At 51.6% G+C, this 25,205-nt stretch carries 23 protein-coding genes; 8 read left to right on the top strand and 15 right to left on the bottom strand.

The window, feature by feature from the left end; translation table 11 throughout:
- Window positions 1-31: 31 nt before the first annotated feature.
- From BZG73_RS10820 to hinT, 9 genes are all read right to left on the bottom strand, one after another.
- On the bottom strand, window positions 32-1,420 hold the full coding sequence (locus BZG73_RS10820; protein ID WP_077668292.1) for a DEAD/DEAH box helicase: 1,389 nt from the start codon (window positions 1,418-1,420) through the stop codon (window positions 32-34).
- A 236-nt stretch (window positions 1,421-1,656) separates the two neighbouring features.
- Window positions 1,657-2,646 (bottom strand): cytochrome-c peroxidase, encoded by a 990-nt coding sequence (locus BZG73_RS10815; protein ID WP_369795683.1) that lies wholly within the window; start codon window positions 2,644-2,646, stop codon window positions 1,657-1,659.
- Between the two features lie 179 nt (window positions 2,647-2,825).
- Window positions 2,826-4,115: an NAD(P)/FAD-dependent oxidoreductase gene (locus BZG73_RS10810; RefSeq protein ID WP_046073129.1), complete on the bottom strand. Its 1,290-nt coding sequence runs from the start codon at window positions 4,113-4,115 to the stop codon at window positions 2,826-2,828.
- 264 nt (window positions 4,116-4,379) lie between these two features.
- On the bottom strand, window positions 4,380-4,922 hold the full coding sequence (gene ycfP, locus BZG73_RS10805) for an alpha/beta hydrolase YcfP (RefSeq protein ID WP_046073128.1): 543 nt from the start codon (window positions 4,920-4,922) through the stop codon (window positions 4,380-4,382).
- Between the two features lie 181 nt (window positions 4,923-5,103).
- A complete protein-coding gene (locus BZG73_RS10800; RefSeq protein ID WP_077668291.1) occupies window positions 5,104-5,949 on the bottom strand; it encodes a DUF6279 family lipoprotein in 846 nt (281 codons plus the stop codon).
- Between the two features lie 18 nt (window positions 5,950-5,967).
- Window positions 5,968-6,831: a phosphotransferase gene (locus tag BZG73_RS10795; protein ID WP_046073126.1), complete on the bottom strand. Its 864-nt coding sequence runs from the start codon at window positions 6,829-6,831 to the stop codon at window positions 5,968-5,970.
- The gene (locus tag BZG73_RS10790; protein ID WP_077668289.1) at window positions 6,824-7,429 is read right to left on the bottom strand and encodes a hypothetical protein; all 606 of its coding nucleotides are present in this window, start codon (window positions 7,427-7,429) and stop codon (window positions 6,824-6,826) included. The genes BZG73_RS10795 and BZG73_RS10790 overlap by 8 nt, the downstream gene beginning before the upstream one ends.
- A 59-nt stretch (window positions 7,430-7,488) precedes the next feature.
- Window positions 7,489-7,866 (bottom strand): DUF1425 domain-containing protein, encoded by a 378-nt coding sequence (locus tag BZG73_RS10785; protein ID WP_077668288.1) that lies wholly within the window; start codon window positions 7,864-7,866, stop codon window positions 7,489-7,491.
- 28 nt (window positions 7,867-7,894) lie between these two features.
- The gene (gene hinT, locus BZG73_RS10780; RefSeq protein ID WP_046073123.1) at window positions 7,895-8,245 is read right to left on the bottom strand and encodes a purine nucleoside phosphoramidase; all 351 of its coding nucleotides are present in this window, start codon (window positions 8,243-8,245) and stop codon (window positions 7,895-7,897) included.
- Between the two features lie 203 nt (window positions 8,246-8,448).
- Between hinT and BZG73_RS10775 the strand changes: the two genes are divergently transcribed.
- Window positions 8,449-9,804 carry a dihydroorotase gene (locus BZG73_RS10775; protein WP_077668287.1) on the top strand — a complete coding sequence of 452 codons (1,356 nt, stop codon included), beginning with the start codon at window positions 8,449-8,451 and terminating at the stop codon, window positions 9,802-9,804.
- A 540-nt stretch (window positions 9,805-10,344) separates the two neighbouring features.
- The gene (locus BZG73_RS10770; protein WP_046073121.1) at window positions 10,345-11,976 is read left to right on the top strand and encodes an ABC transporter ATP-binding protein; all 1,632 of its coding nucleotides are present in this window, start codon (window positions 10,345-10,347) and stop codon (window positions 11,974-11,976) included.
- 156 nt (window positions 11,977-12,132) lie between these two features.
- Here the strand turns inward: BZG73_RS10770 and BZG73_RS10765 are convergent, their stop codons facing one another.
- Complete coding sequence (locus tag BZG73_RS10765) at window positions 12,133-13,650, bottom strand: fumarate hydratase (RefSeq protein WP_046073795.1); 1,518 nt, start codon at window positions 13,648-13,650, stop codon at window positions 12,133-12,135.
- Between the two features lie 256 nt (window positions 13,651-13,906).
- On the opposite strand from BZG73_RS10765, the gene pabB reads away from it, so the two are divergent.
- The 4 genes from pabB (at window position 13,907) to BZG73_RS10745 (ending at window position 19,176) form a co-directional block, all read left to right on the top strand.
- Window positions 13,907-15,304, top strand: coding sequence for an aminodeoxychorismate synthase component 1 (gene pabB, locus BZG73_RS10760; protein WP_077668306.1), 1,398 nt, complete (start codon window positions 13,907-13,909; stop codon window positions 15,302-15,304).
- Window positions 15,301-16,065 carry an NUDIX hydrolase gene (locus tag BZG73_RS10755; protein ID WP_077668286.1) on the top strand — a complete coding sequence of 255 codons (765 nt, stop codon included), beginning with the start codon at window positions 15,301-15,303 and terminating at the stop codon, window positions 16,063-16,065. The genes pabB and BZG73_RS10755 overlap by 4 nt, the downstream gene beginning before the upstream one ends.
- Window positions 16,066-16,302: 237 nt before the next feature.
- On the top strand, window positions 16,303-17,571 hold the full coding sequence (locus BZG73_RS10750; RefSeq protein WP_046073120.1) for a serine/threonine transporter: 1,269 nt from the start codon (window positions 16,303-16,305) through the stop codon (window positions 17,569-17,571).
- Between the two features lie 243 nt (window positions 17,572-17,814).
- Entirely contained in the window at window positions 17,815-19,176 is a 1,362-nt protein-coding gene (locus BZG73_RS10745) for an L-serine ammonia-lyase (RefSeq protein ID WP_077577728.1), read from the top strand.
- 101 nt (window positions 19,177-19,277) lie between these two features.
- On the opposite strand, the gene BZG73_RS10740 is transcribed toward BZG73_RS10745, so the two are convergent.
- Both BZG73_RS10740 and nfsA read right to left on the bottom strand, forming a co-directional pair.
- Window positions 19,278-19,865, bottom strand: a complete 588-nt coding sequence (locus tag BZG73_RS10740) for an acetate uptake transporter (RefSeq protein ID WP_046073118.1) — start codon at window positions 19,863-19,865, stop codon at window positions 19,278-19,280.
- A gap of 254 nt (window positions 19,866-20,119) precedes the next feature.
- On the bottom strand, window positions 20,120-20,842 hold the full coding sequence (nfsA, locus tag BZG73_RS10735) for an oxygen-insensitive NADPH nitroreductase (RefSeq protein ID WP_077668285.1): 723 nt from the start codon (window positions 20,840-20,842) through the stop codon (window positions 20,120-20,122).
- Window positions 20,843-21,089: 247 nt separating this feature from the next.
- On the opposite strand from nfsA, the gene BZG73_RS10730 reads away from it, so the two are divergent.
- Complete coding sequence (locus tag BZG73_RS10730) at window positions 21,090-21,356, top strand: GrxA family glutaredoxin (RefSeq protein WP_077577726.1); 267 nt, start codon at window positions 21,090-21,092, stop codon at window positions 21,354-21,356.
- Between the two features lie 96 nt (window positions 21,357-21,452).
- Here the strand turns inward: BZG73_RS10730 and BZG73_RS10725 are convergent, their stop codons facing one another.
- Both BZG73_RS10725 and BZG73_RS10720 read right to left on the bottom strand, forming a co-directional pair.
- Window positions 21,453-22,475 (bottom strand): alpha/beta hydrolase family protein, encoded by a 1,023-nt coding sequence (locus tag BZG73_RS10725; RefSeq protein WP_077668284.1) that lies wholly within the window; start codon window positions 22,473-22,475, stop codon window positions 21,453-21,455.
- Window positions 22,472-23,134, bottom strand: coding sequence for an AraC family transcriptional regulator (locus tag BZG73_RS10720; protein ID WP_231637369.1), 663 nt, complete (start codon window positions 23,132-23,134; stop codon window positions 22,472-22,474). The genes BZG73_RS10725 and BZG73_RS10720 overlap by 4 nt, the downstream gene beginning before the upstream one ends.
- A 253-nt stretch (window positions 23,135-23,387) precedes the next feature.
- On the opposite strand from BZG73_RS10720, the gene BZG73_RS10715 reads away from it, so the two are divergent.
- Window positions 23,388-24,197 (top strand): sulfite exporter TauE/SafE family protein, encoded by an 810-nt coding sequence (locus BZG73_RS10715; RefSeq protein WP_077668283.1) that lies wholly within the window; start codon window positions 23,388-23,390, stop codon window positions 24,195-24,197.
- Between the two features lie 84 nt (window positions 24,198-24,281).
- Here the strand turns inward: BZG73_RS10715 and BZG73_RS10710 are convergent, their stop codons facing one another.
- Complete coding sequence (locus tag BZG73_RS10710; RefSeq protein ID WP_077668282.1) at window positions 24,282-25,097, bottom strand: arylamine N-acetyltransferase family protein; 816 nt, start codon at window positions 25,095-25,097, stop codon at window positions 24,282-24,284.
- Window positions 25,098-25,205 lie beyond the last annotated feature (108 nt).

Below are 25,205 nucleotides of genomic sequence, written 5' to 3'. Positions count from 1 at the left end.
TCTCATTAATCTTCCGCAAACAGGTACCGCATTATGCGCTGTTTTTCGTCCCCGTTGGTCGCGCACGACGGGGTTTGTTAGCCGAATTGGCCTCACCGCGCGCTCGCGACGTATTATCCGCCCCTGGCTTACCGCCGCTTGGTTTGTCGGTATGGCGACGATTTTTCCCTACCGGCTTGTGGCCACGTGCATTGTCACCAGAGCGTTGACCATCCTGACGCGGTTTATTCTTTTTCGGTTTCTTGGGCTTGATCGGACGCGTGTCGAGTTTAGACTCTGGCACTGGATTCGCCACCGGAAAGTCCGCCAAGCTATGGCGCGGGAGAACCTGTTTAATCAAACGTTCAATGGCAAACAAATCTTTGGCTTCATCAGCGCACACCAAAGACACGGCATTGCCTACCGCCCCCGCGCGACCGGTGCGACCAATACGGTGAACATAGTCTTCCGCCACATGAGGTAAATCGAAGTTCACCACTTGTGGCAATTGGGCAATATCAATACCACGCGCTGCGATATCCGTTGCCACCAACACTCGCACGTCACCGGTTTTGAATTGTTCAAGGGCTTTGGTGCGCGCGCCTTGGCTCTTGTTACCATGAATGGCGGCGGCACTTACGCCGTACTCATCCAGATAACGCGACAAGCGGTTGGCGCCGTGTTTGGTTTTGCTAAACACCAGCACCTGTTGCCAGTTATTGTCAGCAATCAAAGAAAGCAGCATCGCGGGCTTTTTCTTTTTATCAACCGGATAAATGCACTGCTCCACCCCTGTCGCGGTTTGGTTCGCAGGGCTCACCGAGATCTCAACCGGATTATTCACCAGCTCTTTCGCTAGCTGGCGGATGTCAACCGAGAAAGTGGCAGAGAACAGCAAGTTTTGACGCTTGGCTGGCAACAGTCCCAAGATCTTACGAATATCACGAATAAACCCCATGTCTAGCATGCGATCAGCTTCATCCAGCACCAGCACTTCCAGCTGAGAAAAACGCACCGCATTTTGCTGATACAGATCCAATAAACGCCCTGGCGTCGCCACCAGCACATCAGCGCCTTTGCGAAGCTTCATCATCTGCGGGTTTATCTTCACCCCGCCAAATACCACCATAGAGCTCAGCGATGTATGCTGGCTGTACTGCTCAACATTTTTATGCACTTGGGCGGCAAGCTCACGCGTTGGGGTCAGAATCAGGGTGCGCACGTGGTTAGGGCGCGCGCGTTTACCTGCTTGTAAACGCTCTAAAATAGGCAAAGTAAAGCCTGCGGTTTTGCCCGTCCCGGTTTGCGCGGCCGCCATCACGTCTTGCCCTTCAATCACCGCTGGAATCGCTTTTTCCTGAATCGGTGAGGGTGTAGTATAGCCTTGCTCTTCTACGGCTTTTAATAGTGGTGCAGATAGTCCTAAAGAGGAGAAACTCATCAATTGATCTCAATAAATTAAAAATGTCGTCACAGGCCGCATGGCCCATCACTTAGGGTCATGAATATCAATATCGTGGTATGAGAAAAACTCGGCGTCAGGAGGGTTGCTCTAGAAGTGATATCAATAATCTTGATTGCGGGGCTATTGTGACGCCTTTCATGTCAGGCGGCAACCACTATCATGCAAAATGCCAGCTCATTCCAGTGCTAACCGGCACGAGCTGGCAACATCACTTAATCGTCAAACGGCTGAGGCACTGGGGTATCAGCGTTGGAAGGCGGAAGTGTCGGCAAGTCAAAGCTCGGCTGATCGCCAGTCAATGTGAGCAAGAATGCCACAATCTTCGCATTTTCATCATCGGTAAACTTACGACCTAATTGCAGACGTCCCATAATGTCGACCGCCTCTGTTAACGTTTGCGCTTCACCGTCATGGAAATACGGATAGGTTAATTCCACATTACGTAGCGTCGGCACCTTGAACATAAAGCGATCCGCGTCTTTACCCGTCACCGCAATACGCCCTTCGACGGGATTCTCAGTTTGATAAGGTTCAAGCAAGCCCATTTTCTGGAACGAGGTACCACCTAACGCACTGCCGTTATGGCATGCCACGCACCCTGACTCGACAAACAGACGATAACCCGCCAACTCATAATCACTAATCGCAGAATCATCCCCCATTAACCACTGATCGAAAGGAGAGTTGGGCGTGACCAAGGTACGCTCAAACTCGGCAATAGCATCCGTCACGTGCTCAATCGTGATCTCCGTGACACCAAACACTTGATTGAATTCACGCACATATTGCGGAATGGACTGCAGAACATCGATGGCGAGCACATGGTTCGACGCCATCTCTCCTGGATTCGCGATCGGCCCGCCGGCCTGCTCTTGCAAATCAGACGCGCGACCGTCCCAAAATTGAGCAATAGACAAGCTAGAGTTCAAAACGGTAGGCGAATTAATCGGGCCTTGTTGCCAATTATGACCAATCGACGTTTTTAGGTTATCACTGCCACCCATGCTGAGGTTATGGCAGGAATTACACGAAATGAAGCCAGACTTAGATAGCCGTGGATCAAAAAACAGTTTCTTACCAAGCTCGGCTTTTCCGATATGGATCTCTTCTGGCGGGGTAATCGGCGAGACGGGTTCGTTGCGGGGTAATGCTGATGCAACCTGACTCGCTATAAGTCCGGTAGCGACAATAACCGTCTTAATGATTGAACGCATTGCTCCTCCTGATGATATTTTTTTATTTAGTCACCACTAATGTAAAATAGTCACCCATCAAGACTTGTGCGAGTATAATGTCTACCTTTATTGACTACGATCAAAAAGACCGAGGCATGCCCCGGTCTTATCGTTTGATTTCGCGGTGCCTGATTCAGGCGCAACGTTTAGTGCAACTTTAGACTCGGACGCAACACGCGGTTAATCCGCCCAACCAGCATCATCAAACCGGTTTTGACATAACCGTGCAACGCAATTTGGTGCATCCGGTATAGGGAAATATAAACCATGCGAGCAATCCGGCCCTCAATCATCATCGAGCCTTTGGTCAGGTTACCCATCAAGCTACCCACGGTAGAAAAGCGGCTGAGTGAGACTAACGAACCGTGATCTTTAAACACATACGGCTTCAGTTCACGCCCATTCAACTTCGCCACAATGTTACTAAAACAGCGACTGGCCATCTGATGCGCAGATTGTGCTCGCGGCGGTACTTTGCTGCCGTCTTCTTGCGTGCACGCCGCACAGTCACCGATCACAAAGATATCGTCATCACGGGTAGTCTGCAGGGTATTTTTCACTTCTAACTGATTGATACGGTTTGTTTCTAAACCGGCGATCTCTTTCAAAAAGTCAGGCGCTTTAATGCCAGCGGCCCACACCATAATATCAGCATGAATGCGCTCGCCTTCTTTGGTTTCTAGCCCTTCTTCATCGGCCTTGGTGACAAAGGTATTGGTTTTCACCTTCACACCTAACTTCAATAATTCTTGATGTGCGGCACTAGAAATGCGTGGCGGCAATGCGGGTAATATCCGCTCACCGGCTTCAACCAAGGTCACGTTCAGTTTCGAGTTATCTAAATCACGGAAGCCATAGTTCCGCAGTTCTTTAATCGCGTTGTGTAGTTCGGCAGACAGCTCCACCCCGGTGGCACCGGCCCCGACAATGGCGATATCGACACTGCCTTGGCCGTGTTTGGCGTGCAATCGCATGAATTCGTTGTTCATCTCACGACGGAAACGATGCGCCTGCTTAGGGTTGTCGAGGAAAATGCAATTGTCCCGTACCCCTGGCGTATTGAAATCATTCGACGTTGAGCCAATCGCCATCACCAAGATGTCGTAATCCAACTCACGCTCAGGCATCAACAGTTCGTTGTTTTCATCATACATGGGCGCTAGCGTGATCACTTTCTGGTCACGATCAATGTCCCACAGCGTGCCCATTTGAAAGTCAAAACCATGGTTTTTAGCATGCGCACGGTAACTAAGCGCATCGACGCCTTCGTCCATCGACCCTGTCGCGACTTCGTGTAACAACGGCTTCCAAAGGTGGCTGCTATTTTTGTCCACCAAGGTAATCTCTGCTCGGCGCTTGCGGCCTAACGTGCGGCCCAGCTTGGTTGCAAGCTCAAGCCCGCCTGCACCGCCACCGACAACGATAATTTTGGTCACTTCTACATCCTTACCTAACTAAAAAAATACACGCTAGCCGCCCATCGGCGACTAGCTAAAACTGGCACTCATTGGCATTTTGTCAGTAACTAACAACATCTGTTGCGTATTCTGCGTTCTTTTTTTATTGGGTTGTTCGTCAACGCAAGGCTCTATTTTGCCGTAAAACGACAATTACTTCGAGCCTTGTCTGCGCTTAATTAATGGATTACATGTAGGAAAATTACACCAAATGCTCGCAACACTGTGGTTACGAGCATGGCATTAGGCCGATTGTTTAAACTCGGCAATGGCTTGTAGGTGGGCGGAGAGATTTTTAAATTTGTGGCTTTGTTTTTCATCCCAACGTACGGGATAAAACGGAGACAGCAGATGGTAGCTACGTTGACTGTCTAACACATCATCTTCTCGCGACAAAATGACCAACGCGCGCTGCTGATTACGTTGGCGAAAATCGGTAACGCATTTCGTGGCGATATCTTCATACTCTTCCGGACGGTCGATTTTGCCCTGCATGTTTTCATAAGGATGCAGATTGGGGTTAATGATCACCTGCTTAATGCCACACAGAAAGCCAATGCGCTCAGACCAATAAGCACCAAGCCCCACGCCGCAAATCAAAGGGGCTGGATCACTGCTTGCTTCAATTTGCGTCTGAACTTGTTTCAGCAGGTGTTGCATATCGTGCTTGGGGTGCATGGTGCTGTAGTTGATGGTGCGCACATCGTCATCAACAAATTGAAGCTGCAGCACCTTTTCATGGTTGCCTGGGCTCGTGGCATCGAAACCGTGAAGATATATGATCATGTAAAGCCATCCTTGGTTGTCGCAAAGCTGWGACCCTTATCAATAGCATAGCCCTCCGGACAGAAAAATGAGCAAGATCACCCTAGAAATAATCAGGGTATTTGACCCGCCACGATGTCACACCTCGTCCCGATAATAAGATAACGCGACCCGCTCCAGCAGACATTGCGCTAGGCAAGGCTCAACGGCTCATGTCACTAAGGCGCGTTTGCCACTCATTAAGACTTTCCACTAAGCGGTTGCGTTGTTCGTCATCCAGGCTGCGATCCAGGCGCAGCAGCCAATCCAGCCGCCGCGAACGATAGATTGCCATTTCGGTTTCCGTCTCTGGCCCGGCTCGCCACGCCACCACATCATTCACCCATTGCGACAACGCCGCTTCGGTATCAATCGATTGTCTGTTATTGATAATGTTGAACAGGCGGCTGACTAACCGCTCACGTACTTGACGGAATGTCGGCATCGCCGCTTGTTGGTATTGCGCCATTTCGGCGAAGAGCGGCTGCTGATGGCGGCCGGTATCACCCACCCACTCTTCGGTATCTTCTTCTAAGTCATCCCGCTGATAGGCAAATTGCTCGTCCTCAGAACGCTTGGCGCGGCGCTGAGTGGCTTGTTCAATTTCCTCTTCCATCCACTGCGTCAGTGCTTGCGCTTGCTCATCGTCAAAACTATCAAGTAAACGTGCGGTGGCGGGCACAAAAGCCTGTAATGTCGCGCGAATTCTCTCTTTCACCGCGTCTTGATGCGCGCGTAATTGCGCCATGGTTTGCCGTTCGGTACTTTGTGTGGCGATCAGTCCTAAGCGCTCAGCAATCGCCGGTAATTCGTGTGTGCGGTGCCATTGTTGAATCTTGTCGAGGTCGGCTTTGACTTGGCGGGACTGTTCGGGGCGCAAATTGACAATATCGTCAATGTAGTAATGAATCCAAAACGGCAAGGTGTTATAGGCCAGCTCTGTGGTACAGCCTACCAGCAAAAGCAAACAGCCAACTAACCACCCTGTTCGACAACCTTGTTTGACCATCCCTTCCTCCGTGTTCAATTAGCCTCGCCTTTGTGCCGCCAGCTGTTCAAAAAGCTGATTAGCCGCCTCTTTATAGGCCGGTAGCCGATACAAGTTCGCACCTACCTCATACCAGCATAGCGCCAAATAGTCGGCAAACGGCAACCACGCCAAGACGCGCCTGCGCACCGCCTCCGTCGCTTTTATCTGTTGCTGCGCACAATAGGTTTCAATCACCGCATCAGGCTGTAGGGCATTGGCACGACAAAACAGCGCAATATCAAGGTGCGCATCGGCCGTACGTGCATATTCCCAATCAAGCACGACAGCGCCACGATGGGGCGTCATCACAACGTTGTAAGCGCCCAGATCCATGTGACACAGCACCGGAATATCGCCCTCTTCGGCAGGTCGCTGCGCGATTGCCCAGGCTTTAATATCCGCTAGACGATGCACGTTGGCGGCTGATAGCTGCCGCTCGTAATGCTGGCATTGTGCATCAACCGAGGCGGTTTCAATTTCAACCGGTAACTGGTGTATACGAACCAACAGGTCGATTAAGATCGCTGCGTGATCATCGTTACATTGATCAAGCGGCTGACCTGGCACCCAGGGCACCAGTAAGCCTTCGGCCAACAGCGCAATCGGCTGAGGTGCCAACCCATGATTGGCGGCCAAGGATTGTGCGTTTGCTTCGCGCGCCCGATCGATGTCAAACGCCCTGACGGCTTGGCTATTAGGGCGCCATACACTCTGTCCACCTTGTGAATCGGTAACGCGCCAACAACGATTGGTCAAACCGGCGGCCAGTGGCTCAGTGTGGATTATCTCTGTCGGCTTGGCGTAAAAGCGGCTCAGTGCCGTGTTAATTGGCGCGTCGAGTGCCGGAGACCAATCATTCACTGACAAACGTCTCAACCCCTTGCCACGCAATCACACCAGAGTGTAAGTCCATCAGTTGCAGGCGCAGATGATAGGGGCTCCCCGCTGTTATTTTGCCACTCAGCTGGTACTCAGCCCCCAGCATTCGACCATATTGAACAATGGTAGACGGGTCGACCAATGCTTGATTTTGCGCAAGCCCAAGTGACTGACGCACCGCTTGCACTCTCGCCTCAGGCACTGGCGTAATGCGGCCAGCAGTGACTAACCCCGCTTTAAGCTGCTCGGAATAAGTTTGTGTCGGAAAGTAGTGGTTACTCAGGTTTTGAATGGGCTGCACCAGGGTGACGGGTGACGATTGCAACGGCTGGCTGTCAAGTAGTCCACTTACTGCCGCGTGCATTGCCTGATCCAAGCTCGGATGAGGCCGACGAGAGGGAGTCGTTGTCGATGGGCTCTGCGCACCCGGTTGATAAACCGGTTGTGTGCGTGGCGCACAGCCAACCACGGTCAGTAAGAAAAACGCCATGAGCAGAGTGGTAAGCAGTGAAGGCTGTCGCAGTGAATACTGTCGCCCCGCCGACGGCATGGGTAAAGAAGCAAAGCGGACAAGTGCCATTGTTATTTCCTCAAGGATAAGTATGAGCCTGGCTGTTGATCTCGACGTAAGGAGGCACGCTAGTGGACAATCACCATGCGGTACTGGGTCGCGCTCGCGGTCGGCATCCGAGTATTGATACGTTTAGAGGCCTTCGCAGGCAACGAAATACGCTGCCACTCAGACGGCGAGGCCTCCACTTGCAGCCCTTGTTTGTCGTACCAATAAAAGCGGTAACGCATCCACTGGGAGTGCTGGCTACGATTAATAAGCGTTAAACAGGTTTGTCGCGTAGTCTTCGCACCGGCACACGCCCGCCGTTTAACGTCGAGTACCTGCGCCAGTGTATTATCCGAATAAACCACAGATTGTCCTGGCGTGATCGAAAGAGATGGCTTGCCGGTGGCACATCCAGCCAACAGGCTCAGGGTTGCCAGTAAACACAACCATTTACCCATACTCTTACCCTCTTAACGCTTGTCTCGACTAGCCAACCACCATTGGCCCCAACGCCCGGCCACCCACTAGATGCATGTGAATGTGGTAAACCTCTTGCCCACCATGCTGATTACAATTCATGATCAAGCGGTAACCGTCTTCGGCAATCCCTTCGTCAGCGGCTAATTTTTTCGCCACCGTAATCATACGTCCCAGCGCAAGCTCATCATCGGTATCCACATCGTTAGTGGTCGGAATCAACTTATTGGGCACGACTAAGATATGCACAGGGGCACGCGGGTTGATATCGCGAAAGGCGGTCACGAGTTCATCCTGATACAAAACATCCGCGGGGATTTCTTTACGAATGATTTTGCTAAAAATTGTTTCTTCCGCCATGGTTCACTCCCTTTTATTGTTGTTTACCGCGCCAAGTATGCGGCAGCCCTACTTGAAGGGCAATACGCTGACGGTGCTAATGTACAACAATTGCGTCAACATCCGGTTAAAACTTGGTTAATCTCCCTAAACAATCAGGGGCTGAATCAAGTAATCGATTGCGTTACCATAGCAACAATGCCTTGACATGTAAGGATCACAGCATGACCACCCTATTATTTAAGAATGTCTCCGTTGTCAACGAAGGACAAGTTGTTGAAACGGACGTCCTCATTGAGCATGGCCGAATCAGCCAAATCGCCCAAGATATCAGCGCGCCCGCCGCGGCCGATTGCCGCGTGATTGATGCCGCTGGCAAGCACCTTCTCCCTGGGATGATTGACGACCAAGTGCACTTTCGTGAACCCGGTTTTCCGAAAAAAGGTACCATCGCCACCGAATCCAAAGCGGCGGTCGCGGGAGGCATTACCACCTACATGGAAATGCCTAACGTCAACCCACCCWCCACGACGCTAGACGCGCTGGAAGAAAAATACCAACGCGCCGCGCAATCCAGCCATGCTAACTACGCATTTTACCTCGGCGCGACCAACGACAATATTGACGAAATTCGTCGTTTAGACCCCAATAGCGCCTGCGGGATAAAAGTGTTTATGGGCGCCTCCACCGGCAATATGCTGGTGAATGATCCAGAGACACTCAACGCCATTTTCGCTGATTGTCCCACGCTCATCGCCACCCACTGCGAAGACACTCCCATGATCAGCGAACTCGAGAGCATCTATCGCGAGAAATATGGTGAAGATGTGCCGATTGATGCCCACGCGCACATTCGCTCTAAAGAAGCGTGCCTTAAATCATCCCAGCTGGCGGTTAACCTCGCTAAAAAGCACGGCACCCGTTTGCATGTGCTGCACTTGACCACCGAAGATGAACTGTATCAGTTTGAGCCAGCCAAAACGCTCGAAGCCCTGCAGCAAAAGCAGATCACTGCTGAAGCCTGTGTCCATCACCTGTTTTTCAACCGAGATGATTACGCGACAAAAGGCACGTTGATCAAATGTAACCCAGCGATCAAAGAAGCTCACCATCAGCAGGCACTGATTCAAGCGGTCAAAGACGGCGTGATTGATGTGATTGCCACCGATCATGCCCCCCATACGTTTGAAGAAAAGCAAAACAGCTACTTCAACGCGCCGGCTGGCCTGCCACTTGTGCAACATGCGTTACAAGTGGCCTTAGAGTTTTATCATCGTGGTATCTTCGATTTGCCTTTGGTGGTGCAAAAAGTCGCACACGCCCCTGCAGTTCGCTATCAGGTGAAAGATCGCGGCTTTATCCGTGAAGGGTATTGGGCCGATTTAGTGCTGGTGGATCTCAACCAAACCCAGACGGTTGGTCAAGATAACCTCTTCTACCAATGCCAATGGTCACCGTTTGACGGCCACACTTTCGGCTCTAGCATTGATATGACTATCGTCAATGGCCAAATTGCCTTTGAGCACGGTCAACACAGCGACGAACGCTATTCAACGCGCCTTGAGTTCGACCGTCAGTAAGTCATTGCATAGGCGCGCGACTATGTGTCGCGCGCACAAGACAGATATTTCACTGTATAACGCGTCAACAAGGGTGTTTTTGTCTGACAGGTCAAACTCTGGCATCACAAACCTTGCGCGCAATAACGATTTGCTTTTATATCCGAATCGTATATTGTGTGGGTGATATATGGATATTCACGCTGCTTGGTTTCAACACCGGATGATGTTGAAAAGCTGTGTTCGCAAGGAGAGGTAACCTTAAGCGTCTTTCGGTTATCGCGACACTCGTATCCTACCTCTTCCACTGGCGCAAGCTGTTCATCATGCCTGTTTTGGCCTTTGATGAAACGCTCCAGCTGGCTGATATCCGCATCAGGGCGTGCATTGTGGCTCCGGCCAACAATGACCAACCCAACACGAATGACGGGCGTTTGCGCATAAATCGCAGGCGACCATCCAAATCATCGAGTATCTGCCGTGCCAACGATACTGAGCGCATTCAGCGTCTATGGCTATTGGTGAACTCGTGACGTCGAATAATCAACCAGTGAGGTGATGATGTCTTCATCTGCTTCTAAGCCACTTCTCAGTGTCGAAAACCTGAGTGTGTCATTTACGACCAACGACGGCATGGTCGATGCCGTTAAAAATGTTAGTTTTGACATCATGCCCGGTGAAACCGTGGCAATCGTTGGTGAATCAGGGTCAGGAAAATCGGTTTCTAGTAGCGCCGTGATGGGGCTGCTCCCCAATAACGCATTAGTTAAGCCGGCCTCTAAAGTGACCTTTAATGACACCAATGTCTTGACGCTATCCACCAAGCAAATTCAGAAGATGCGCGGCGATCGTGTCGCCATGATCTTCCAAGAGCCGATGACTTCGCTTAACCCTTACATGCGTGTTGGCGAGCAGTTAACCGAAGCGATTCAGTGTCACCATCGCACCACTGCTGAGAAGGCAAAACAGCGCATCATCGACTTGTTAAACCTGGTTCACTTGCCTAACCCTACCAGCGCGCTAGAGAAGTATCCGCACGAGTTTTCTGGCGGTCAGCTTCAGCGCATCATGATTGCCATGGCACTGGTTAACGAACCGGATTTGTTGATTGCCGACGAGCCAACCACCGCCCTTGACGTCACGGTGCAAGCGGAAGTGCTTAATCTGATTGGTGAGCTCCAGCAAAAAATGGGCATGGCCATCATGTTTATCTCGCACGACCTCGGCGTGGTGAAACACCTGGCCGATCGTGTGGTGGTCATGTGCAAGGGTGAAGTGGTCGAGACCAACGACACCCAAGCCCTGTTCGAAAATCCACAAAAAGATTACACCAAGATGCTGATCGACGCCGTGCCGCGTGGCCGCAAAGAAGCCCCGCAGGACGATGCAGAAAACTTGCTGACGGTGGATAACGTCACCATCAAGTACTTCTTGGGGGCAGACTTCTTTGGTGGCAACAAACGCTATTTCGAGGCGGTCAGCGATATCAGCTTATCACTGCGCCGTGGTGAGACATTGGGCATTGTCGGTGAGTCTGGCTCAGGGAAATCGACCCTAGGCCGCGCCATTATGCGCCTGTTACCCGTCGCTGAAGGTCGCGTTTGCTTTAAAGGCCAAGATATTCACGGGATCAAAAACAGCGAGAACAAAGCGCTTTGCCGCGATATGCAGATGGTGTTCCAAGACCCATTTGGCTCTTTGTCGCCACGCATGACAGTCGGTGAAATTGTTGCCGAAGGCTTGCGCACGCATTTCCCCGAGTTGAGCAAAAAAGAACGTCTCGAGCGGGTGAAAGATGCACTGTATGAGGTACGTCTAGATACCTCAGCGATCAACCGTTATCCGCACGAGTTCTCCGGCGGTCAGCGTCAGCGTATCGCGATAGCACGTGCGTTGATTTTGAACCCTGCGTTTATCTTGCTGGATGAGCCAACTTCGGCACTGGACCGCTCCGTGCAGCTGACGGTCATCGACTTGCTGAAAGATATCCAAAAACGCCATAACATCGGTTATCTGTTTATCAGCCACGATTTGAGTGTGGTTCGTGCCCTATCCGATCGCGTGATGGTGATGCAAAAAGGGAAAGTCATGGAAGCCGGTACCCCAGAGGAAATCTTCCATCACCCACAAAACGAGTACACGCGTAACCTGATTGCTGCCTCGTTCGACCTTGCAGAAGAGGAAGTGGCCTAGCCCACGCAGTGATGCCCAAACGGGCAACATCGTTAAACAAAAAATGCGCCAATTTGGCGCATTTTTTTATGGTTTCTATCCACTTATACGCTGCCCGACTCAACGCCTTCTTGCTAACGCAAGCAGGCGTTAAGCCAAACAGGCACCATTAACGGGTTAGTCATCCATTTCGGCTATCTTCACCTTCCAGGTGTCTGGACCAATCTGATGCGCATTTTGTCCTTGCGCGTCGACGGCCACCGTGACCGGCATGTCTTCCACGTCAAATTCGTAGATGGCTTCCATTCCCAAATCTTCAAACGCCACCACACGTGCGTGCTTAATCGCTTTTGAAACCAAATAGGCCGCGCCGCCAACCGCCATCAAGTACACGGCTTTGTGGTTTTTGATTGACTCGACCGCCGCCGGGCCACGCTCGGCTTTACCAATCATGCCCATCAAGCCGGTTTCGGCGAGCATCATATCGGTAAACTTATCCATACGGGTCGACGTGGTAGGGCCTGCTGGGCCAACCACTTCATCGCCTACCGCATCGACAGGACCCACGTAATAGATAAAGCGACCGTTAAAGTCGACGCCTTCGGGAAGGCCTTCGCCATTGCGCAGCATTTCTTGCAAGCGTTTGTGTGCGGCGTCGCGTCCAGTCAGAATCTTGCCTGATAAAAGCACGGTTTCACCGGTTTGCCAGCTTTGCACGTCTTCTTTGGTGACCGTATCCAGGTTGACACGACGTACATTCTCGCCGACTTCCCAAGTGACTTGCGGCCACTCTTCCAGTTTTGGTGGTGCCAACTCGGCAGGCCCGGTACCATCAAGTGTAAAGTGAACATGACGTGTGGCGGCACAGTTCGGAATTAAGCACACAGGTTTAGACGCCGCATGGGTCGGAGCCGTTTTCACTTTGACATCCACCACCGTGGTTAAACCGCCCAGCCCTTGGGCACCGATGCCCAGCTTGTTCACACGATTGAAAATATCGAGGCGCAGCGCTTCATCGGCATTGCTTGGACCACGCTCGATAAGCGCTTGAATGTCAATGTGCTCCATCAGTGATTCTTTGGCTAACACCGCGGCTTTTTCTGCCGTGCCGCCAATGCCGATACCCAGCATGCCCGGTGGACACCAACCCGCGCCCATTGCAGGCAACGTTTTTTCTACCCACTCGGCAACATCATCCGATGGGTTGAGCATCACCATTTTGGTTTTGTTTTCAGAGCCACCGCCCTTCGCGGCGATTTGAATATCCACGGTGTCGCCTGGCACCATATCAATGTGCACCACCGCAGGGCTGTTATCACGAGTGTTTTGGCGTTTACCTGCCGGATCAGCCACCACAGAGGCACGCAACGGGTTGTCAGGATTGGTGTACGCACGTCGCACCCCTTCATCCACCATTTGCTGCACCGTCATATCGTGGCGGTCCCACTGTACGGCCATCCCTACTTTGACAAAACAGGTGACAATACCCGTGTCTTGGCAAATCGGGCGCTTGCCCTCGGCCGACATTCGCGAGTTAATCAAAATTTGCGCGATGGCATCTTTCGCCGCTTGGCTTTGCTCCTTGTTGTAGGCTTTTTCAAGGGCTTGAACAAAATCAAGAGGATGGTAGTAAGAGATATATTGCAGGGCATCTGCAACGCTTTCGATCACGTCTTGCTGTTTAATAGTGGTCATCATTGCCTCTGGTGTCATTTGCAGGACCCAAAGCGGGTATCCAGTGTTGGGGAAGCCTTCCCCTCGTTATTATCGTTTGGCTAGGCAGTTTTACTGCTCTGTGATGAGAGAAGTCGATGGTTGACAGCAACCTCGCCTCGTCTTTTATTGTTGCTCGTGCCGGAAAAGGCCTAGCTATGATACGCTTAGCGCTATCTGCGCGCCACACGGCGTCTTAACCGTGATCACAAAAAGAAGAATGCAACCACAAAACGCCATGAAGCTCACTACCACGCCAATCGACTACGCCCCGGATCTTGCGTTGACCCTGTTTGATAAGATAGCTCATCAGCCCTGGGCGATGTTGCTCCACTCGGCCACACGGACACATCCAGATAGTCGCTTCGATATCCTGGTCGCCGATCCCATCGCCACGGTGACCGCGCGCCACAACCAAGTGACCACGCGTTATCCCGATGGGCACACCACCACTGACGATCACGATCCGTTTCACTGGGTCGCACAATTACAAGCACAGCTCTTACCGGCGGTTTCTGAAATCGCCCCCTGGCCGTTTGCCGGCGGTGCCCTTGGATATTTTGGTTATGACTTAGGGCGCTGTGTTGAAACCCTACCCACGCGGGCTAAAGACGAGCTCAATGTCCCTGACATGGCGGTTGGCCTCTACGACTGGGCAGTGGTGATTGATCATCACCAGCATCAAGCGGTGGTGATTGCCCCTGATAGCGATCAGCGCTGGCAATGGCTCACTCATCAAGCTGCACCGTCCCGTCCATCGTTTGCACTCACCGAACGCTGGCGCGCGAACATGACCGAGGCGCAATACCAGCAAAAATTTGCCCAAGTGCAAGCCTATTTACATGCCGGGGATTGCTACCAAATCAACTTAGCTCAACGCTTTTCCGCCCACTATCAAGGGGATGAATGGCACGCCTATCGTAAACTGGCCACCCGCAATGGTGCCCCCTTCTCTGGCTTTATCCGCTTAGCAGACAGCGCCATCTTATCGGTCTCGCCCGAGCGCTTTCTCTCGCTACACAACCAACAGATTGAAACCAAACCTATCAAGGGCACGCGCCCTCGCTATACCGATCCGCAACAAGATGCAGACAGCGCTCAGGCACTGAAATCGGCGGAAAAAGATCGTGCTGAAAACTTGATGATTGTCGATTTGCTCAGGAACGATATTGGCCGAGTTGCCTCGCCAGGTTCGGTTTCTGTGCCTAAACTCTTTGATATAGAGAGTTTTCCTGCCGTGCACCATATGGTGAGTACGGTCACAGGTAGGCTCCCCGAAGACAAAACTGGCCTCGATCTGCTTCGCGCGGCGTTTCCCGGTGGCTCGATTACCGGGGCACCCAAAGTACGCGCAATGGAAATAATTGAAGAGCTTGAGCCACACCGTCGCCATATTTATTGCGGCAGTTTTGCCTACCTCAGCCGCTGTGGTCGCATGGATTCAAGTATTACCATTCGCACCCTGGTCGGTCATCAAGGTCAACTGCACGTGTGGGCGGGCGGTGGCTTGGTTGCTGATAGCAAGGCAGATGCCGAGTACCAAGAGACGCTCGACAAAGTCAGCCACATTCTCCCCGTGCTGGCAGACGATGACAGCTTGGCAGCCCCTTTAACTGATTTAACGGAGTCACGATGACGCTAATCGCCGAAGAGCATGCTTATATCACGCCTATCCGCTGTACGTTACGCGCGAAAGCCGCCTCTTGGTCTGCGTCCTCGACTCATCCTCAACCCATCAGTGACGCGCCAGGCCACCCCTTATCGCCCGCGGATGTCACCCGGGCTTTTTCGTTAACCCCGCTGGCGCGCCACGACAGTCGCATTTTAAACCGCGTTCGCCTCTCACCCAGGATATTGGGAGGCGCCGATTTTCAACCTGCCGCGGTATTAATTGGCTTAGTGCCACGTGAAAACGGGATTCAACTGGTGTTAACCCAGCGCGCGAGTCACCTAAAACATCATCCTGGCCAAGTCAGTTTCCCTGGCGGCAAGCGAGAGCCATCCGATAAAGATAATACCGACACCGCCACGCGGGAAATGTGGGAAGAAACCGGGATTCGCGTTGCCCCTGACGCGATTATTGGCCACCTGTGCCCGCTTCCCACCGTCACCGGCTACTACATTCATCCCGTCCTCGCGTGGGTAGCACCGGATTACCAACCTTATCTTGATGACAATGAAGTCGCTGCCTGCTTTGAAGTACCGTTAGATACCCTTTGCCGTCCCGGGCATATTCGCGAACAGTCTTTCCTACTGTATGGCCAGTGGCACCCTGTGTGTGCGTTTTATCACCAAGACAGACTGGTTTGGGGTGCCACTGCGCAATTACTTCGCGCATTAATCAGCCAGCTAACATTGTTTTCACCCTCGGGTAACCACTCGTCAACCCGCTCATAACCATGTGGTCAATAGGGACTTAGACGCACTTTGATGCATATTTATCCAACAAATATCTATACATCCATGCCTATATAGAAGCGCAATCCGCTCTCCGTTATTGATAGTCATCACATTTTGATGCAATAGTCTGCGCACTGCTTTTCATATAGCGATCTAGCTCTTGGTTTTCTCTGTGGAAATCGCCAGAATTCGCCTTCCCTGATTCCTGTTCCCTACAATGTGAGTAGTATTGTTATGCAAACAACCTCGACGACTGGTACCAGTGCAACGTCGCGCCCGCGCTGGACCAAACAAGATACAACCTGGGCGCTTTCCCTTTTTGGCACCGCGGTTGGCGCGGGTATTCTTTTCCTTCCGATCAACGCAGGCATGAGCGGCTTTTGGCCTCTCGTGGTCATGACCTTGCTTGTTGGCCCAATGACCTTCTTTGCCCACCGCGGCCTCTCTCGTTTTGTTTTATCTTCTAAAAATGCAGGCAGCGACATTACCGAAGTGGTTGAAGAGCACTTTGGTGTTGGCGCGGGCAAACTGATCACCTTGCTGTACTTCTTTGCAATCTATCCGATTGTGTTGATCTACGGCGTCGGGATCACCAACACCGTCGACTCCTTCTTGGTCAACCAGCTTGGCATGGCGTCGCCACCACGTGCGATCCTCTCGCTAGCGCTTATTCTCGGCATGATGTCGGTGATGCTACTGGGCGAAAAAATGATGCTGCGTGTCACTCAGTTTTTGGTCTATCCGCTGGTTGGTATTTTGGTCTTTATGTCCATCTACCTGATCCCAGAGTGGAACACCGCGGCGCTATCGCAAGTCCCGTCTGCCGGTGACTTTGCCATTACCCTTTGGATTTCGATTCCGGTACTGGTTTTTGCGTTTAACCACAGCCCGGCCATTTCGTCTTTCTCATTGGCACAGCGTCGTGACCATGGCGACGAAGCGGAATACAAGTCTGGTCAGATCCTGATGCGCTCGGCCGCCATGTTGGTCGGTTTCGTGATGCTGTTTGTCTTCTCTTGCGTGCTGTCCCTCACGCCAGCGGATTTGGCAGCGGCAAAAGCGGAAAACATCGCAATCCTTTCTTATTTGGCCAACAAGCATGAAAGCCCGTTCATTTCCTTCTTGGGTCCATTGGTGGCCTTTGTCGCGATTGTGTCCTCGTTCTTTGGTCACTACCTAGGCGCACGTGAAGGCCTGAACGGAATTGCCACCAAAGCGCTGCGCAGCATGGGGAAACCCGTTGATCGCAAAAAAATCGACGTGTTCACCGTGGTATTCATGATCCTGACCATTTGGTTAGTCGCCACCCTAAATCCAAGCATTTTGGGGATGATTGAATCACTTGGCGGCCCAATCATTGCCACTATCCTGTTTATTATGCCAATGTATGCCGTGAAAAACGTGCCAGCAATGCAGAAATATTCAGGTACAATCAGCAACGCCTTTGTTCTGATTATGGGGCTGGTGGCAATTTCCGCGATTACGTACAGCATGATCTCTTAATCACTAACGATTCTGAATCAGCCGTTTTGCTTAATCGAACACAGCGCGCGCAGCAGGCGCTATAGGACTGCTGCGTTGGGCTCTATGCCCACCGCATCCATCGATGTTTGCGGATAACAAGGAGCAGTGAAGGCTGCTCCTTTTCATTATGGCGAGCGTGCGCTTGCCATCACAGTCAATACCATGGACGGATGGCGTAAACACTAAATCCATTGCCCTTAGGGCATTGACTGAGGTAGACACATGATCAGTGTTTTTGACATTTTTAAGATTGGCGTTGGCCCATCCAGTTCTCATACGGTTGGCCCAATGAAAGCGGGCAAGTGCTTTGTTGATGAGCTCACCGCCAGTCAGCGTTTAACCGACGTCGATCGCGTCACGGTTGACGTATACGGCTCATTGTCACTCACCGGTAAAGGCCATCACACCGACATCGCCACGATTATGGGCTTAGCAGGCAACAGCCCTGAAACCGTTGATATCGATTCTATTCCCCGCTTTATTAAGCGGGTAGAAGAGACAGAGCAATTGCCACTGGGTGAGCAACAGCACGCCGTCGCCTTCCCGCGTGATGGAGGGATGAACTTTCATACCTCTAACCTCTCACTGCACGAGAACGGCATGCAAATCCATGCCTGGCAAGGCGATGAGTGTGTACTGAGTAAAACCTATTACTCGATTGGCGGTGGCTTTATTGTTGAAGAAGCCGAGTTTGGTCAGCCTGCCATGCAAGCGGTGCAAGTCCCTTACGACTTCAATAGCGCTGACGGCCTACTGGCACTCACCCAAGAAACCGGTTTTTCGATCAGCGGCTTGGTGATGGCCAACATGCGCAGCATGCACAGCCAGGACGAGATTGATACCTACTTCGCTGACATTTGGAAAACCATGCAGGCGTGTATGGCGCGCGGGATGGAAAACGAAGGCGTGTTACCTGGCCCGCTGCGTGTGCCGCGCCGTGCTGCCGCCTTGCGTCACCAATTAAAAACCAGCGAAAAATATAACATTGATCCCATGGCCGTGGTCGATTGGGTGAACATGTTTGCCTTTGCCGTTAACGAAGAAAACGCTGCCGGTGGCCGCGTGGTGACCGCGCCCACCAATGGCGCATGTGGCATTATTCCCGCGGTGCTGGCCTACTACGACAAATTTATCGAGCCGGTTGATAAGTCAATCTACACCCGGTTTTTTGCCGCCTCCGGCGCGATTGGTGGTTTGTACAAGCAAAACGCCTCTATCTCAGGTGCCGAAGTCGGTTGCCAAGGCGAAGTGGGCGTCGCCTGCTCTATGGCCGCCGCTGGCCTCGCTGAGCTGATGGGCGGTAGCCCGCACCAAGTTTGTATGGCGGCCGAAATCGCTATGGAGCACAACTTAGGCCTCACTTGTGACCCGGTTGCCGGGCAAGTACAGGTGCCTTGCATTGAGCGCAACGGCATTGCCGCGGTGAAATCCATTAATGCCTCACGCATGGCACTTCAACGTTCGTCAGAGCCGCGTGTATCACTGGATAAAGTGATTGAAACCATGATGGAAACCGGCAAAGACATGAACGCCAAATACCGCGAAACCTCACAAGGTGGGTTAGCCGTGAAAGTGATGTGTTAATCCTTCACTGTCAGGCTTAATCGCGGATAAAAAAAGCTCGGCCTCTGATGGCCGAGCTTTTTTAGATCTCAACAATGTACCAGGCGTTTAGTATCAGACGTTTACGCCGTTTGCGGCGCTAGCGTTGCTTTTTGCTCACCAACGGGCAACACAGTACGGCCGTACTCTTCGTTAAGCACCTGCGCCATCGCGAAGTAAATCGCACTCAAGCCACACACAATGCCCTCAAAGCCTGCAATGGTGCCAATCAGTGCACTACCGGTAAAATCACGCGCTGCCAGCAAGAAGAAAAGTACGGTCAAGCTAGCAAAGACAAACTGCTTAGCTAGGCAGTAACGGCGTGAACCGATATACATAAAGCCGGTAAACACACCCCACATCACCAAGTACCAACCCATAAAGCCGGCTGGGCTCGGTTGAGCAATCCCCATTTCTGGCATGACGATTAGCCCTACTAGCGTCAGCCAAAACAGGCCATAAGAGGTAAATGCCGTGGTACCAAAGGTATTGCCCTTTTTGAATTCCATGATGCCGACAATCACTTGCGCCAAGCCACCATAAAAAATGCCCATCGCCAAGATCATGCTATCGATAGGGAAAAAACCCGCATTATGAATGTTCAATAATACCGTGGTCATTCCGAAACCCATCAACCCCAAAGGAGCAGGATTTGCCAGTTTGTTTTCCATCAGAGCCCTACTTCGTATAAAAACAATTTAATGTTGAAAATGAGCGCGGATAGTGTCAGATAAAAGTGATTATCACGCGCAAAAACGCGGCAATATTACGGTTTACAGGACAGATGTAAATAGGTTTTAGCGCTTAGAGGCAGGATTAGACAATAAATCCATCAAATCAGATAGCAAACTGGACAAGCTGAGGCGATAAATAATAAAAAAGCAGCAAAACGCTGCTTTTTTATCCATCACGTTTAGGCGCTCTCTTAACGGATGCTAAACCCTTTGCTGTGCAGAAAGTCTTTCATAAACGGACGCGCTTCTTTTTCTAACGTGGCGGAGATCTGCTCGCTCCAACTCATGTCTTTATTGCCGCCCGTGCGCGTTTGATAATACTCGCGCACTTGGTTGTCATAGTCGCTTAGCGCCGCCTCATCGATGGCTTGATAGCTGTTCTCGTGCACCAAAAGCTGTGCAGGTAATTTAGGCTTGGTTTCGGGGTCTTGCGCTGGCACACCCAAGCACATACCAAACAAAGGCATCACGTGATTCGGCATCGCCAACAACTCGGCCACCTTTTCCGGCTGATTGCGTAAGCCACCGATATATACGCCGCCAAGGCCCATCGATTCCGCTGCCACCATCGCATTTTGCGCCATAATCGCGCCATCAATCGCACCGATAAGCGTCTGCTCGGTAAAGCCTAATTTGGCATTAGGGTTGATTTGCTCGTGACGATGGAAGTCCGCACACCACACTAAGAACTCGGCACAATCGGCCACATACGCTTGGTTGCCTGCATATTCTGCCAATAAGCGTCGTTTTTCTTTGTCCGTCACACGGATAATGCTGGTGCACTGTAAGAAGCTTGAGCTGGATACCGCGCGCGCCGCATCAATAATCTGGGTTAATTGCTCGGGAGAAATGGCATCTTGAGTAAATTTGCGAATAGAGCGGTGAGAAAGAAGTGTCTCAATCGTTGGATTCATTGTGCTTCCTTATTTGACGTTGAGCCGTAAAAGCGGGACTTGATGGTTTTACACCTTTATACTCAGCGAAGCAATCACCCTGCTCTGGCGCTTTATGTCCCACTCACCCCACAAGCACGTGACCCCACGCACTGGCACGCCTTGACGCTTATCATCGGTTTTTCCTATTGGTGCGAGAGGGAAATTCATCTTTTCTAACGCGCGCCCATCAGGCATAGTAAGACCATTAACGCTAAAGGAGATGAATATGTTCGTCGTGATTTTTGGTCGCCCCGGCTGCCCATTCTGTGTTCGCGCTAAAGACCTCGCGGAAGAGCTAAAAACAAACCGTGACGATTTCAACTACCGTTATGTTGATATCCATGCAGAAGGCATCAGCAAAGCCGATCTAGAAAAAACCGTCGGCAAGCCGGTTGAAACCGTGCCACAAATCTTTGTTGACCAAGAGCACGTTGGCGGCTTTACCGAGTTTGAAGCCTACGCCAAAGAAAACCTCGGCCTTTTCCAAGACTAATCTGCCGAGTGACCGATTTAAAAAAACCAGCCAATGAGCTGGTTTTTTTGTGTTCTGTGTTCGTGACGACCTTGCACATATGCACCAATCAGCCCGTCATTGGTGATCAATAAAGCGGGTAATCGCGTTCATAATCAGCCTGTGCGCCTCTTCTCGGGATTGTTGCGCTGACGTTTGGCAAAGATGGCCTTCCCCTTCCAATGCTAATATCTGCACACCTTTTGCCGTACAGCGACTAAACGCACTAAAAATAGTGGTATGCGGCGTTTTCATTAGCGTCATATTCGGAATCGCGGCAATAGACTCAGCGACCTCCAGTTCCGGCAGCGCAGCATGACGGCCACGAATATCCATCAATTTCACGGGCACCTTGATGTCACCAAGACTCTGTGCATCCAATGTTTTGGTTAATTCAGGATTAATCGCCACAATGGCTTTGACACGATCATCGTGATTGGTGCGGCTAAGCATGGACTCAGACACCTTGCTCAAATCCACCTTGTTTTTCTGGAGCCATTGGCAATCAATATTCACCTCTTCCTGTGCGCAAGATTGCTTGTAAAGTGCCGGCTCAAACCTCGCCCCCGCCAGTGACAGCATGGACGTGCCGCCCAAGAAAAACCCAACCCCATACACATGGTCAGTATCGATAGCCTGCTTAAACGGCGCGGTATCTATGAGATGCGTCAAACTGATTGATAGATCGCTCGGCCGCAACCACAACTCACTTGGTGCCGACGTAACATTCGCGGCCGAAAACCCAAGTTGCTGCGGCACCACCACGATAAATCCCGCTTTGGCCAAACCGGACGCCACCCACCCCGCGTGGAAGGGCGATGCACGCATGCCGCCATGTGCCAACAGCACAACAGGGTGTTTGCCCGACGCAACCGGCGCATTCCGGTTGGTTTTCGTCCCTACAAATACTTTGTTTTTGCCGAACTCAAAATGGGTTGAATCCAATGTGGTGGGATACCAAATATCCACCTCGATCGTCGATTCACGCTCGGGGTTAAACACCGTCTGTGAAGCCAAACCACTGGCTGCAAATTCCTTGGCACTCACAGTGAAGGACAATGCCAGCCAAGCCATTACCATCAACCATCGTTTTATGTTCATCGCACGTCCTTACGCTGTGAGCCAGAAAAATAATAGGCCGGGGGATGTCCCATTGCCTTTTTAAACATGGCGATAAAATTACTGGGGGTCGCGTAGCCTAACGCAAAGGCCACATCGCCCACCCGTTCACCTTGCGCCAATAGTGCTAATGCGTGATTCAACTGCGCTTGGTTTCGCCATTGCACAAAGGTCAGGCCGGTTTCGGCCGGCATTAAACGTCGCAGTGTTCGGGCTGACAATGCCCCCACTTCAGCCCACTGCTCCGCAGTATTTTTGCTATCTGGGTGACGTAAAATCGCCTCGGCAACGCGCACTAATCGCGGATCAGTTGGCATCGGTAGATAAAGCGCTTCAGCCTCTGCAGTGCGGATTTCATCAATGATCACATCAGCAATGCGTCGGTTCTCCGCAGTGAGCTGCGCTTGATCCCATCCCGCGCTTCGCACCACCATCGACTCCAGCATTTGATTCAACCCGACCACTTGGGGGCGATTCGGCAACGACTGGCATACGGCAGGTAAAAGTAACACCGAATAGCCGCTCACCGCATTACAAAAAAGCACGCTGTGTTTCGCGTTGGGAGGGATCCAGCCAGCGCGAGACGGTGGTAACACCCATGTGCCCTCAGCCGTTTTTATCTGCACCAGTCCCGATTGCACACATAAAAGCTGCCCTCTATGGTGCGTGTGCCAGTGATACCGCTTTGTGTCTCTTTTACCAGTATCAGCCTCACGTGACCACGAACAGGTGATCAGCGCCGCGCCTGACGCTCTTTCACTTGTCTCCCAAACGCCCATACCGCTCTCCCTACTTGGCCATATTTCATTATTATTAGGCCAAAGCGCATTAACATGCCAATACAATAACACCCTACAGTGAAGTCTTGTGGTTAGCAAAAGAAAGGAACTGTCGATGATCGACGTAACATTCGCCATTTATTACGCGTTATTAGGAATAGGGGTCGGCTTTATTGCCGGTTTGGTGGGTGTCGGAGGAGGTGGGCTAACGGTGCCAGCCTTTACCTTATTGTTTGCGGCGCAAGGGATTGGCGACCAACACGTCGTCCATATGGCGCTCGGGAGCTCAATGGCCGCGATGGTGTTCACCACCTTCAGTAGTATGCGTGCCCATTATGCCAAAGGCCATGTCCATACATCACTTGCCACTAACATGGCGATCGGTGTGATGGCCGGCACCTTTATCGCCACCACCATAGCCGCGGCTGTCAACGGTGTGGCGCTCGCTCTCTTTTTTAGTCTGTTTATGCTTTATGTGGCTTACAAAATGTTCCAACCCAAACGCCCACAAGCCAACTTAACGCCACACAAACCGGCAGGCAATGTCGCGGTCGGTACACTGATTGGTACCATTTCTGCCCTCGTCTCAGTCAGCGGCGCCGGCRTGATCGTCCCTTATTTAATCGGCCAAAACTTAGCAGTAAAAAACGCGGTTGGCACCTCGGCAGCGATTGGGTTTCCACTCGCCATCACGGGCACCTTGGGGTATTTGCTCAACGGCTGGGAAAACACCACACCGGAGCAACTCACATTTGGCTATATTTACCTTCCCGCGGTGGTGCTGTTCTCGCTCGCCAGTTACTTCTCGGCACCACTGGGTGTCGCCTGTGCCGCACGCTTGCCCGCCGATAAACTGAAAAAGACATTGGGCGTGTTATCCCTCTTGCTCAGCATCAAAATGCTCATGCATGTTTTGCAGGGTTAACGTCACACCGATAAACGACTCACAAACCAAAAAGCCAGCAATGTGCTGGCTTTTTGCTTAATACACAAAGTTGCGTATCGTTTTTTACGCCGCCGCGTTGGCCGCTACCTGCGCAAATGCGGTTTCCAACACTGCTTTGGGTGGTTGCAATAAAAACACCTCGTGAACCAGCTGAGTTAATGCCTCGACGCTATCGATGCTTTTATCGGTAATAAGGTGCCCTGCCGCATCCCAGACCAAAAACTGCTGATTACGGATCAAATAGCGGTGTGAAGCGGTGATCAACGACACCACAAGGTTATTGACGAAAACCGCATCGGGGTGTTGATGAGAATAGAAATGCGCCACTTCAAAGTCGGCTTCTACCACATCATAAAGCTCAACCTCGTACAGTGTTAATGGCGGTTGCTCGGGCTCGTGCAATACCACCGTCACTACATCGCCATTGCGCGTGATTTGATAGGTATCGTGCCCGATATTGCAGGTGCCCTGGTTGATATTGAGTAACCCGCGTGGGGTTTTATTGCCAAAACCAACGTCCACTAGATAGGTCTCGCCATCGAGCTCAAGCACATTCATACGGTGAGTGCGGGGATTGGTAGGGTTACCATTAAGCATCACCCGCGCCAGCACACTGCGCACCTTAAACCCCAAATGTTTCAGGGCAAGATAGGCAATTTTATTGTGCTCAAAACAATAGCCGCCTTGTTGGTTCACCACCAACCGTTCAAACAAAGCATCCGTCTGTAAAGAAAGCGACTGCCCCGCCAAGGCATTGAGGCTAGAGAATGCATACCGCGCCAAGTGCTTTTCAGTAAGCTCAGTGACCAGTGCCACGCCCTTCGCCTCACTCAACGCGAGGTGATGTAAATACTCTTCAATCATGGGTGCTGATGTCATTGTCGACTCCTTATGTGAATGGCACCAGATTAATCCCTCAAGACACGAGGCTAGATCACACGAACGCTGAATTATTAAAATATCTTACTAACTTCACTTCCTCTTTTA

This window comes from Salinivibrio siamensis, assembly GCF_001996005.1.
GTDB lineage: Bacteria > Pseudomonadota > Gammaproteobacteria > Enterobacterales > Vibrionaceae > Salinivibrio > Salinivibrio siamensis.
The sequence above is the reverse complement of the archived record's forward strand: the minus strand, read 5'-3'. Positions and strand labels throughout refer to the sequence as shown.

What these genes read in the sequence shown, in the direction of transcription:
- BZG73_RS10820 (WP_077668292.1), bottom strand. Translation starts at nt 1,420, where the DNA reads ATGAGTTTCTCCTCTTTAGGACTATCTGCACCACTATTAAAAGCCGTA.
- ycfP (WP_046073128.1), bottom strand. Translation starts at nt 4,922, where the DNA reads ATGATCATATATCTTCACGGTTTCGATGCCACGAGCCCAGGCAACCAT.
- BZG73_RS10800 (WP_077668291.1), bottom strand. Translation starts at nt 5,949, where the DNA reads ATGGTCAAACAAGGTTGTCGAACAGGGTGGTTAGTTGGCTGTTTGCTT.
- BZG73_RS10790 (WP_077668289.1), bottom strand. Translation starts at nt 7,429, where the DNA reads ATGGCACTTGTCCGCTTTGCTTCTTTACCCATGCCGTCGGCGGGGCGA.
- BZG73_RS10785 (WP_077668288.1), bottom strand. Translation starts at nt 7,866, where the DNA reads ATGGGTAAATGGTTGTGTTTACTGGCAACCCTGAGCCTGTTGGCTGGA.
- hinT (WP_046073123.1), bottom strand. Translation starts at nt 8,245, where the DNA reads ATGGCGGAAGAAACAATTTTTAGCAAAATCATTCGTAAAGAAATCCCC.
- BZG73_RS10770 (WP_046073121.1), top strand. Translation starts at nt 10,345, where the DNA reads ATGTCTTCATCTGCTTCTAAGCCACTTCTCAGTGTCGAAAACCTGAGT.
- BZG73_RS10765 (WP_046073795.1), bottom strand. Translation starts at nt 13,650, where the DNA reads ATGACCACTATTAAACAGCAAGACGTGATCGAAAGCGTTGCAGATGCC.
- pabB (WP_077668306.1), top strand. Translation starts at nt 13,907, where the DNA reads ATGAAGCTCACTACCACGCCAATCGACTACGCCCCGGATCTTGCGTTG.
- BZG73_RS10755 (WP_077668286.1), top strand. Translation starts at nt 15,301, where the DNA reads ATGACGCTAATCGCCGAAGAGCATGCTTATATCACGCCTATCCGCTGT.
- BZG73_RS10750 (WP_046073120.1), top strand. Translation starts at nt 16,303, where the DNA reads ATGCAAACAACCTCGACGACTGGTACCAGTGCAACGTCGCGCCCGCGC.
- BZG73_RS10745 (WP_077577728.1), top strand. Translation starts at nt 17,815, where the DNA reads ATGATCAGTGTTTTTGACATTTTTAAGATTGGCGTTGGCCCATCCAGT.
- BZG73_RS10740 (WP_046073118.1), bottom strand. Translation starts at nt 19,865, where the DNA reads ATGGAAAACAAACTGGCAAATCCTGCTCCTTTGGGGTTGATGGGTTTC.
- nfsA (WP_077668285.1), bottom strand. Translation starts at nt 20,842, where the DNA reads ATGAATCCAACGATTGAGACACTTCTTTCTCACCGCTCTATTCGCAAA.
- BZG73_RS10730 (WP_077577726.1), top strand. Translation starts at nt 21,090, where the DNA reads ATGTTCGTCGTGATTTTTGGTCGCCCCGGCTGCCCATTCTGTGTTCGC.
- BZG73_RS10725 (WP_077668284.1), bottom strand. Translation starts at nt 22,475, where the DNA reads ATGAACATAAAACGATGGTTGATGGTAATGGCTTGGCTGGCATTGTCC.
- BZG73_RS10710 (WP_077668282.1), bottom strand. Translation starts at nt 25,097, where the DNA reads ATGACATCAGCACCCATGATTGAAGAGTATTTACATCACCTCGCGTTG.